Source organism: Tardiphaga sp., from assembly GCF_028290495.1.
Lineage (GTDB): Bacteria > Pseudomonadota > Alphaproteobacteria > Rhizobiales > Xanthobacteraceae > Tardiphaga.
Genome location: NZ_JAQGJT010000026.1, coordinates 73,959 through 81,897, shown reverse-complemented (window position 1 = coordinate 81,897; position 7,939 = coordinate 73,959). Strand labels below are relative to the sequence as shown.

Below are 7,939 nucleotides of genomic sequence, written 5' to 3'. Positions count from 1 at the left end.
CCGATCACGCCGACTTTCTTGATCATCGCCATCTTGTCATCTCATCGGGGTGCTCGGCCGCGGGTGTCGCAGCCGGCCGCCATTCTTGCATAAACACCGGCCGGTGTCTGTTGATCCGGCCGATGTCCTTAATCGGCGTTACAGCTTGCCGAGCGCTTCGGTCAATTCCGGCACCGCCTGGTAGAGGTCGGCGACCAGGCCGTAATCGGCGACCTGGAAGATCGGCGCGTCTTCATCCTTGTTGATCGCGACGATCACCTTGGAGTCCTTCATGCCGGCGAGATGCTGGATCGCACCGGAGATGCCGATGGCGATATAGAGTTCGGGGGCCACCACCTTGCCGGTCTGGCCAACCTGCCAGTCGTTGGGCGCATAGCCGGCATCCACTGCGGCGCGCGAGGCGCCGACGCCGGCGCCGAGCTTGTCGGCCAGCGGCTCGATGTATTTGGCGAAATTCTCACGGCTCGCCATGGCACGGCCACCGGAGACGATGATCTTTGCCGAGGTCAGTTCCGGACGGTCGCTCTTGGCGACTTCCTCGCCGACGAAGGCGGAGAGCGCGGGATCAGCGGCGGTGGCCGCGGCTTCCACCGTGGCGCTGCCGCCCTCACCCGCCGCGGCGGCGAAGGTCGAGGTGCGCACGGTGATCACCTTCTTGGCGTCCCTGGACTTCACGGTCTGGATCGCGTTGCCGGCATAGATCGGGCGTTCGAAGGTGTCGGGGGAGATCACCTTGGTGATTTCCGACACCTGCATCACGTCGAGCAGGGCGGCGACGCGCGGCATCACATTCTTGAAACGCGAGGTGGCGGGCGCCACGAAGGCGTCATAGCCGGGCGCCAGCGACACGATCAGGGCAGCCAGCGGCTCGGCGAGATCATGGGCATACAGCGCGTCGTCCGCAACCAGCACCTTGGTAACGCCGGCCAGCTTGGCAGCCTTGTCAGCCGCGGCCTTGGTGCCTTCGCCGCCGCCGGCAACCAGGACATGGACCTCGGCGCCGAGCGCGGTAGCGGCGGTCAGTGCCTTGTTGGTGGAATCCTTGAGGATGTCGTGTTCGTGTTCGGCAATCAAAAGCGTGGTCATCAGATCACCCCGGCTTCGGTCTTGAGTTTGGAAATCAGCTCGGCGACGTCCTTGACCTTGACGCCGGCCTTGCGGCCCTCGGGTTCCGTCGTCTTGATGATCTCAAGATGCGGGGTGACATCGACGCCATAGTCTTGCGCGGTCTTGTCGGCGATCGGCTTCTTCTTCGCCTTCATGATGTTGGGCAGGCTGGCGTAGCGCGGCTCGTTGAGGCGCAGATCGGTCGTCACGATCGCCGGCCCCTTGAGCTTCACGGTCTGCGAGCCGCCATCGACTTCGCGCGACACGATGAAATCGGAACCATCGACTTCCAGCTTGGAGGCAAAGGTCGCCTGCGACCAGCCGAGCAAGGCTGCCAGCATCTGGCCGGTCTGGTTGCTGTCGTCATCGATCGCCTGCTTGCCGAGAATGACCAGGCCGGGGGCTTCCTCGGTGACGATGGCCTTGAGGATCTTGGCGACCGCCAGCGGCTCGACGATACCATCGACCTTCACCAGGATACCGCGGTCAGCGCCCATCGCGAGGCCGGTGCGGATGGTTTCCGACGCCTGCGCGGGGCCGATCGAGACAACGACCACTTCGGTCGCCTTGCCGGCCTCTTTCAGGCGCAGGGCTTCCTCGACGGCAATTTCGTCGAACGGATTCATCGACATCTTGACGTTGGCGAGTTCAACGCCGGTTCCGTCGCTCTTGACGCGAACCTTGACGTTGTAATCGACCACGCGCTTGACCGGCACCAGAATCTTCATCGATCCTCTTTCGTGTGAGTTTCGTCGGTTTTCGACGCACCTAAAGCTTGGGCGCGGAACCTAAAGCCCCGGCCAACCGGGGTCAACGCGCGAGAATCGAAAATCGCGGGTCCCTGATGCCCGCTTTTGGCGGTCCTTATAGCGATTCTTGCTACTGGTTCTTGCCGGGCACCCAGAGCACGTCCCCGGCGCCATTGTCGTTGACCGACCGGCTGGCGACAAACAGGAAGTCCGACAGCCGGTTCATGTACTGGATCGCAGGGGCGGAGACCGGCTCATCGGGCCGGGCGGCAAGTTCCACCATGATCCGCTCGGCGCGCCGGCAGATGGTGCGGGCGACGTGCAGATACGCCGCGGCGGGGGTGCCGCCCGGCAGCACGAAGGAGGTCAGGTCGGAGAGCGGCGCGTTGACGGCGTCAATATCATGCTCCAGCCGGTCGACCTGGTTCGCCACCATCCGCAGCCGCTCGGCCTTGCCGTTGCGCTCCGGCACCGCGAGGTCGGCGCCGAGGTCGAACAGGTCGTTCTGGATCGCCGCCAGCATGGCGTCGAGTTGCGGCGCTGCCGCCAGATGCAGCCGTACCACGCCGAGCGCGGCGTTGGTCTCGTCCACGGTGCCATAGGCTTCGATCCGCAGGTCGTATTTCGGCCGCCGCTCGCCGGAGCCCAGCCCCGTGGTCCCGTCGTCGCCGGTGCGGGTGTAGATTTTATTGAGAACGACCATCGTTTATTTCCTGACATCCTTGTCCCGGGCGCGCCGCAACAGCGGTGCACGGCGCCGCATCCGCGGCACGAGACCGAGTTGAATTAGCGCCCCATCGCCCACACCGTCGCCATCGTAATGACGATGGCGACGAATTGCAGCACCACGCGCCAGCGCATGAGCTTTTGCGAACGATTCGGCGAGCCGCCGCGCATCAAATTGAACAGGCCGAGTAGCAGCACCAGCGCGACCGCGCCGGCCGCGACCGGAAGGAGGATATTGCCCAGAAAGGTTGTCATGGCCGCTACATAACACCGCGCTCCCGGCTTCGCCATGACTGCCGGGAAAATCATGGCCACGCTGCAACCAACTGGCCTTTTTCCCGTAGATATCAAATAGTAGCGTCGCCGCCGGCAGAACCCAACGGTTGCCCGAACCAGGTGAGATGTGAGGCAGATTCGCTACGTTTTCGATGTCGGGCTGGACGCCTTCTATACGTTTCTCGCCGATGACGGCTGGGCGATCGCCAGCCATATCGCGCTGTCGACGCTGATGGCGCTGTTCCCGTTCCTGATCGTGCTGGCCTCGCTGGCCGGTTTTTTTGGCTCGAAAGGACTCGCCGACCAGGCCGTCGGCCTGATGCTGGAAATTTGGCCGGACCAGGTGGCGGGAACGCTGTCGGGGCAGATCCACGATGTGCTCACCACGACGCGCGGCGACGCCCTGACCATCGGCCTCGTGCTGGCGCTGTATTTCGCCTCCAATGGCGTCGAAAGCCTGCGGGTGGCGCTGAACCGGGCCTATGCGGTGATCGAACCGCGGCGCTGGTACTGGCTGCGGCTGGAATCGATCGGCTACACGCTGGTCGCCGCCTTCACCGCTCTGGCGATGGCGTTCCTGATCGTGCTCGGACCGTTGGTGCTGGAAATCGTCCGCCTCTACGTCCCGCTGATGATTGAGAACAACGAGAAGCTGCTCAACGTCACCCGCTACGGCATCACCATCGTCGCCATGATCTGCGCGCTGTTCATTCTGCATGCGTGGCTGCCGGCCGGCCGCCGCAGCTTCCTGCAAATCCTGCCGGGCATCATCTTCACGATGCTGGCGTCATTGGTCTCGGGCATCGGCTTCGGCATGTACCTGGCGCGCTTCGCCAACAATTATGTGACGATGTATGCCGGGCTGGCCTCGGTGATCATCGCGCTGGTGTTCCTGTATTTCATCGCCGCGATCTTCGTGTTTGGCGGCGAACTCAACGCCGCAATCATCAAGTCGCGGCTGCCACGCGGCGTCTCGCTTCAAGCAGCGCAGTCGCTAGCGCCCGTGGAGACACAGGCTTGATCAGGAAGGCGTCAGCGCCGGCGGCCAGCGACGCCGCCTCGTCTTCGCCGCGCCCGGACACGCCGATGATGGCAACCCGGCTCTGCGCGGTGCCGAGCCCGCGGATTTGCCGGATTGCCTCGATGCCATTGATGCCCGGCAGCACCATGTCCATCAGGACCGCACCAAAGGCGCCCTGCCGAACGCGCTCGGCGGCGGCCTCGCCGCGGCCGATAAATTCGGCCTGGTGGCCGAGTTCGGTGAGGATCGCATTGAGCACGACGCGGCCGAACGGATTGTCCTCGACGCTGAGGACGCGCAGCGGCTCATGCGGTCCGGAATAATCTTCGCCGTCAAAGTCGGACAAAATGCTGATCGGCCCTTTGGCCTTGGCGAGCGTCACCGTCAGCGTGAAGACGGTGCCGCCGCCTGGTCGCTGCGCCACCACGATGTCACCGCCCATCGCGCGCGCGAGTTGCTTCACTGAGGACAGGCCGAGCCCGGCCCCGCCGAACCGCGAGGCGATGCTGACATTGGCCTGCGAGAACGGCCGGAACAGCTTCTTGATTTCGGCCAGCGACAGGCCGATGCCGCTGTCGGCAATCGCAAAGGCGACCCCGACCTTGCCCGGAGCCCGCACCCGGCTGACACTCAGCGTGACGCTGCCGCGGTCGGTGAATTTGACGGCGTTGTCGATCAGGTTTTCCAGCGCGGCGCGCAACCGAACGGGATCGCCGTTCACAAACACCGGCAGCTTTTCGGAAATCTTCACCGAGGATTGCAGCCCCTTGGCGGCGGCCCGGCCAGCCAGCGAGTCACCGGAGTTTCGCGCCAGCGCGCGCAGGTCGAAGAAGTCCTCGCGGACTTCGAGCCGGGAGTTGCTGCTGCGGGCGGCATCGACGAACAGGGTCGCAAGGCCCGCGAGATGTTCGGCGCCGGCCTTGATGGTATCGACCCAGCGCCGCTCGCGTTCGTCGAGATCGGACGTGGCAAGCAGGTCGCTGACCGCAAGGATGCCTGTAAGCGGCGTACGGACCTCATGGGCGAAGGCGGCAAGTGCGGCTTCGACCATCGAACCGGCACGCACGGCGCTGCGCTTGGCATGCGACTTCGCAGCCGTCGTTTTCACGGCGCGCTTCTTCAATGTCCGTTTGGTGCGCTTCCGCAGCGGCTGCGGCGGGCGCTTTACTGGCGCCATGTATCTTCCACCCGATCCCCACGCCATCATGCCACGGCAGGACTTCAAGAGTCACGCCGCCGACCTGATGCGTCCCCTGAAAGTCGCGGGACACGCTCAGGCCGCGGGCAACCCGGCCATGCGGCGAATGTCGGCCGCGCCGAGGCCCTGCGCACGCAGCTCCCGCAGGCTGATGGCGCCGTTCGACTTCGCCAGCTTGGCGCCGCTCTCATCGCGCACCAGCGCGTGATGCCGGTAGACCGGCTGCGGCAGGCCGAGCAGCGCCTGCAACAGCCGGTGCACGCTGGTCGACCAGAACAGGTCCTGGCCGCGCACCACGTCGGTGACGCCCTGCAGCGCGTCATCGATCACCACCGAGAGGTGATAGCTGGTCGGTGTTTCCTTGCGGGCGAGGATGACGTCACCCCAGGCCTGTGGCCGGGCCAGCACCGCGTCGGTCTCGCCGGACGGGCCGGCGCCCAGTTCGGTCCAATCGAGTTCCCGGGCCCTGCGACAGGCTTCATCCATATCCAGCCGCAAGGCAGTCGGCGCGCCGGCCAGCCGCAATTCCGCGACGGCTTTCGGCGTCAGCGTTCTCGCCACGCCGGGATAGAGCGGCACGCCATCGGGATCGTGCGGCCACTTGCCCCGCGCCTGTTCCTCGGCAACCAGCCGGGCGATCCCGGCGCGGCTCTCGAAGGAGGGATACAGCAGCCCGGCGCGCGCCAGCCGGTCGGCAGCGGCGCGGTATTGCGCAAAATGCTCGGACTGCCGCCGCACCGGGGTCTCCCAGGTGATCCCCAGCCAATCCAGATCCTCGAAGATCGCCGCCTCGAAGTGCGGGTTGCAGCGGGCGCGGTCGATATCCTCGATCCGCAGCAGCAGCCTGCCACCGGCCTGCTGCGCCAGATCGAAATTCAGCAGCGCCGACCGGGCATGGCCCAGATGCAGGTAACCGTTGGGACTGGGCGCAAAACGGAAAACGGGTGGCATTGAACTCTTCCGCGGGACGTGATGATCCTAGATCGCGATGACCGTGCACCTCAACAGCCAGGCCGACCTTGACGACGCCATAACGGCGCTGGTCAGGCTCGACCCGCGGTTGCAGCCCATCCTGCAGGTTGCCGGCATGCCGGCGCTGCGACGCCGCGCGCCGGGGTTCGAGGGGTTGGCGCAGATCGTCTGCGGCCAGCAGGTTTCCGTCGCCTCCGCCTCCGCTATCTGGGGCCGGGTGTCCGGCGCGTTCGCGCCGTTTCACCCCGACGCCTTGCGCAAAGCTCGTGCCGACCGACTCGGCCGCCTCGGCCTGTCGGCAGCCAAGATCAAGACGCTGAAGGGCGTGGCGCGCGAACTTGCCGCCGACCGGCTCAATCTCGACGTGCTCGCCGAGGAAGACGCCGACGCCGCGCATAACACGCTGACGAAACTGCACGGCATCGGGCCGTGGACGGCGGACGTCTATCTGTTGTTCTGTCTCGGCCACGGCGACGCCTGGCCGGCCGGCGACGTCGCCATCCAGGAGTCGATCAAGGTCGGGCTCGGACTACCCGCGCGACCGACGGTGAAGCAGATGGCGCCGATCGCCGAACCCTGGCGCCCGTTGCGCGGCGCCGCCGCGCATCTGTGGTGGAGTTACTATCACGCCATCAAGAAGCGTGAGGGCGTGTGACCCCGCTCAGTTGCCCGCCGTCGCCGGAGTGCCGGGGCACTCCGATGTTGAGCGCCGCCGTCGCAAAGTGGTGAATACCCACAGGACAAGCGCACAGGCGCTGATCGCCGCGCCGAGAGCACAGACGCCGTACCAGCCGGCCCTGGCATAGATGAAGGTCGATGAAATCGAGCCGCACGCACTGCCGATCGAATAGAACACCATGTAGCCGCCGACCAGACGGCTGTGCGCTTCCGGCCGCGCAGCGAAAATCAGGCTCTGGTTGGTGACATGCACCGCCTGCACCGCGAGGTCGATGACGATCACGCCGACGATGAGGGCCAGCATCGACGAGGGCGCCAGCGCCAGCGGCGCCCAGCTTGCCAGCATCAGGATCAGCGCGCCGCCGGTCACGACTGTAGCGAAACCGCGATCCGCCAGCCGCCCCGCGCTGCTGGCCGCCAGCGCCCCTGCGACGCCGGCGAGGCCGAGCAGTCCGATCGCACTGTGCGGCAACGACCAGGGTGGGGAACTGAGCAGCAGGACGATCGAGGACCAGAACACATTCATCGCGGCGAAGGTCAGCAGCGCGAAGGTCGCACGAAGGCGCAACAGCGGTTCTTCGACGAACAGCATGGCGGTCGAACGCAGCAGCGCCGTATAGGATGCGGCGCCTCGCGGCTGGCGATGAGCGGGCATCGCATGGTTCAGCAGAACCGCCAGCGACAGCATCAGTCCGGCTGATACGAGATAGACCAGCCGCCATCCGCCGAAATCGGCGAGTGCGCCGGCGAATACGCGGGCGAGCAGAATGCCGATCACCACGCCGCTGGTGACGGTGCCGACCGCGCGGCCGCGCGACGCCGGCGCGGCAAGTGTGGCGGTGAACGCCACCAGAACCTGCACCACCACCGCCAGCAGTCCGACGGCCACGAGGGCGATCAACACGACGACCGCATTCTGAACAAGGCCGACGACGGCCAGCGCGATGGCCGACAGCACGGTCTGCCCGAGGATCAGCCGGCGGCGGTCGATCAGGTCGCCGAGCGGAACGATGAAGATCAGTCCGAGCGCGTAGCCGATCTGGGTCAACGTCATGACGATCCCGATGACCGCCGGGTCGATCGCCAGATCATGCGCCATCGAATCCAGCAGCGGCTGCGCGAGATAGACGTTGGCGACGCTGACGCCGCAGGCCACCGCAAACAACCAGATAACCCGCTGCGACAGCGCGGGCGGCATCTCCTGCGGGCGGA

Annotated in this window: 9 protein-coding genes; 2 read left to right on the top strand and 7 right to left on the bottom strand. The window is 65.8% G+C overall.

Annotation, left to right across the window (positions count from 1 at the left end; all coding sequences use genetic code 11):
- Nucleotides 1-138: 138 nt before the first annotated feature.
- From JWQ24_RS05130 to JWQ24_RS05115, 4 genes are all read right to left on the bottom strand, one after another.
- Nucleotides 139-1,086 (bottom strand): FAD-binding protein, encoded by a 948-nt coding sequence (locus JWQ24_RS05130; RefSeq protein WP_299805190.1) that lies wholly within the window; start codon nt 1,084-1,086, stop codon nt 139-141.
- On the bottom strand, nt 1,086-1,835 hold the full coding sequence (locus JWQ24_RS05125) for an electron transfer flavoprotein subunit beta/FixA family protein (RefSeq protein ID WP_299805188.1): 750 nt from the start codon (nt 1,833-1,835) through the stop codon (nt 1,086-1,088). Before JWQ24_RS05125 ends, JWQ24_RS05130 begins: the two co-directional genes overlap by 1 nt.
- A 151-nt stretch (nt 1,836-1,986) precedes the next feature.
- Nucleotides 1,987-2,559 carry a cob(I)yrinic acid a,c-diamide adenosyltransferase gene (locus JWQ24_RS05120; protein ID WP_299805184.1) on the bottom strand — a complete coding sequence of 191 codons (573 nt, stop codon included), beginning with the start codon at nt 2,557-2,559 and terminating at the stop codon, nt 1,987-1,989.
- An 83-nt stretch (nt 2,560-2,642) separates the two neighbouring features.
- Nucleotides 2,643-2,837, bottom strand: coding sequence for a twin transmembrane helix small protein (locus tag JWQ24_RS05115; protein WP_299805181.1), 195 nt, complete (start codon nt 2,835-2,837; stop codon nt 2,643-2,645).
- A 148-nt stretch (nt 2,838-2,985) separates the two neighbouring features.
- Here JWQ24_RS05115 and JWQ24_RS05110 point away from each other — a divergent pair, with 148 nt between their 5' ends.
- Nucleotides 2,986-3,879 (top strand): YihY/virulence factor BrkB family protein, encoded by an 894-nt coding sequence (locus JWQ24_RS05110; RefSeq protein ID WP_299805178.1) that lies wholly within the window; start codon nt 2,986-2,988, stop codon nt 3,877-3,879.
- Here the strand turns inward: JWQ24_RS05110 and JWQ24_RS05105 are convergent.
- Nucleotides 3,806-5,056 (bottom strand): ATP-binding protein, encoded by a 1,251-nt coding sequence (locus JWQ24_RS05105; protein WP_299805176.1) that lies wholly within the window; start codon nt 5,054-5,056, stop codon nt 3,806-3,808. The genes JWQ24_RS05110 and JWQ24_RS05105 overlap by 74 nt on opposite strands.
- A 96-nt stretch (nt 5,057-5,152) precedes the next feature.
- Nucleotides 5,153-6,028 (bottom strand): tRNA glutamyl-Q(34) synthetase GluQRS, encoded by an 876-nt coding sequence (gene gluQRS, locus JWQ24_RS05100; RefSeq protein WP_299805174.1) that lies wholly within the window; start codon nt 6,026-6,028, stop codon nt 5,153-5,155.
- Between the two features lie 37 nt (nt 6,029-6,065).
- Between gluQRS and JWQ24_RS05095 the strand changes: the two genes are divergently transcribed.
- Nucleotides 6,066-6,704: a DNA-3-methyladenine glycosylase 2 family protein gene (locus tag JWQ24_RS05095; protein WP_299805172.1), complete on the top strand. Its 639-nt coding sequence runs from the start codon at nt 6,066-6,068 to the stop codon at nt 6,702-6,704.
- A gap of 6 nt (nt 6,705-6,710) precedes the next feature.
- Here JWQ24_RS05095 and JWQ24_RS05090 read toward each other — a convergent pair whose 3' ends face one another.
- Complete coding sequence (locus tag JWQ24_RS05090) at nt 6,711-7,925, bottom strand: MFS transporter (protein ID WP_299805200.1); 1,215 nt, start codon at nt 7,923-7,925, stop codon at nt 6,711-6,713.
- Nucleotides 7,926-7,939 lie beyond the last annotated feature (14 nt).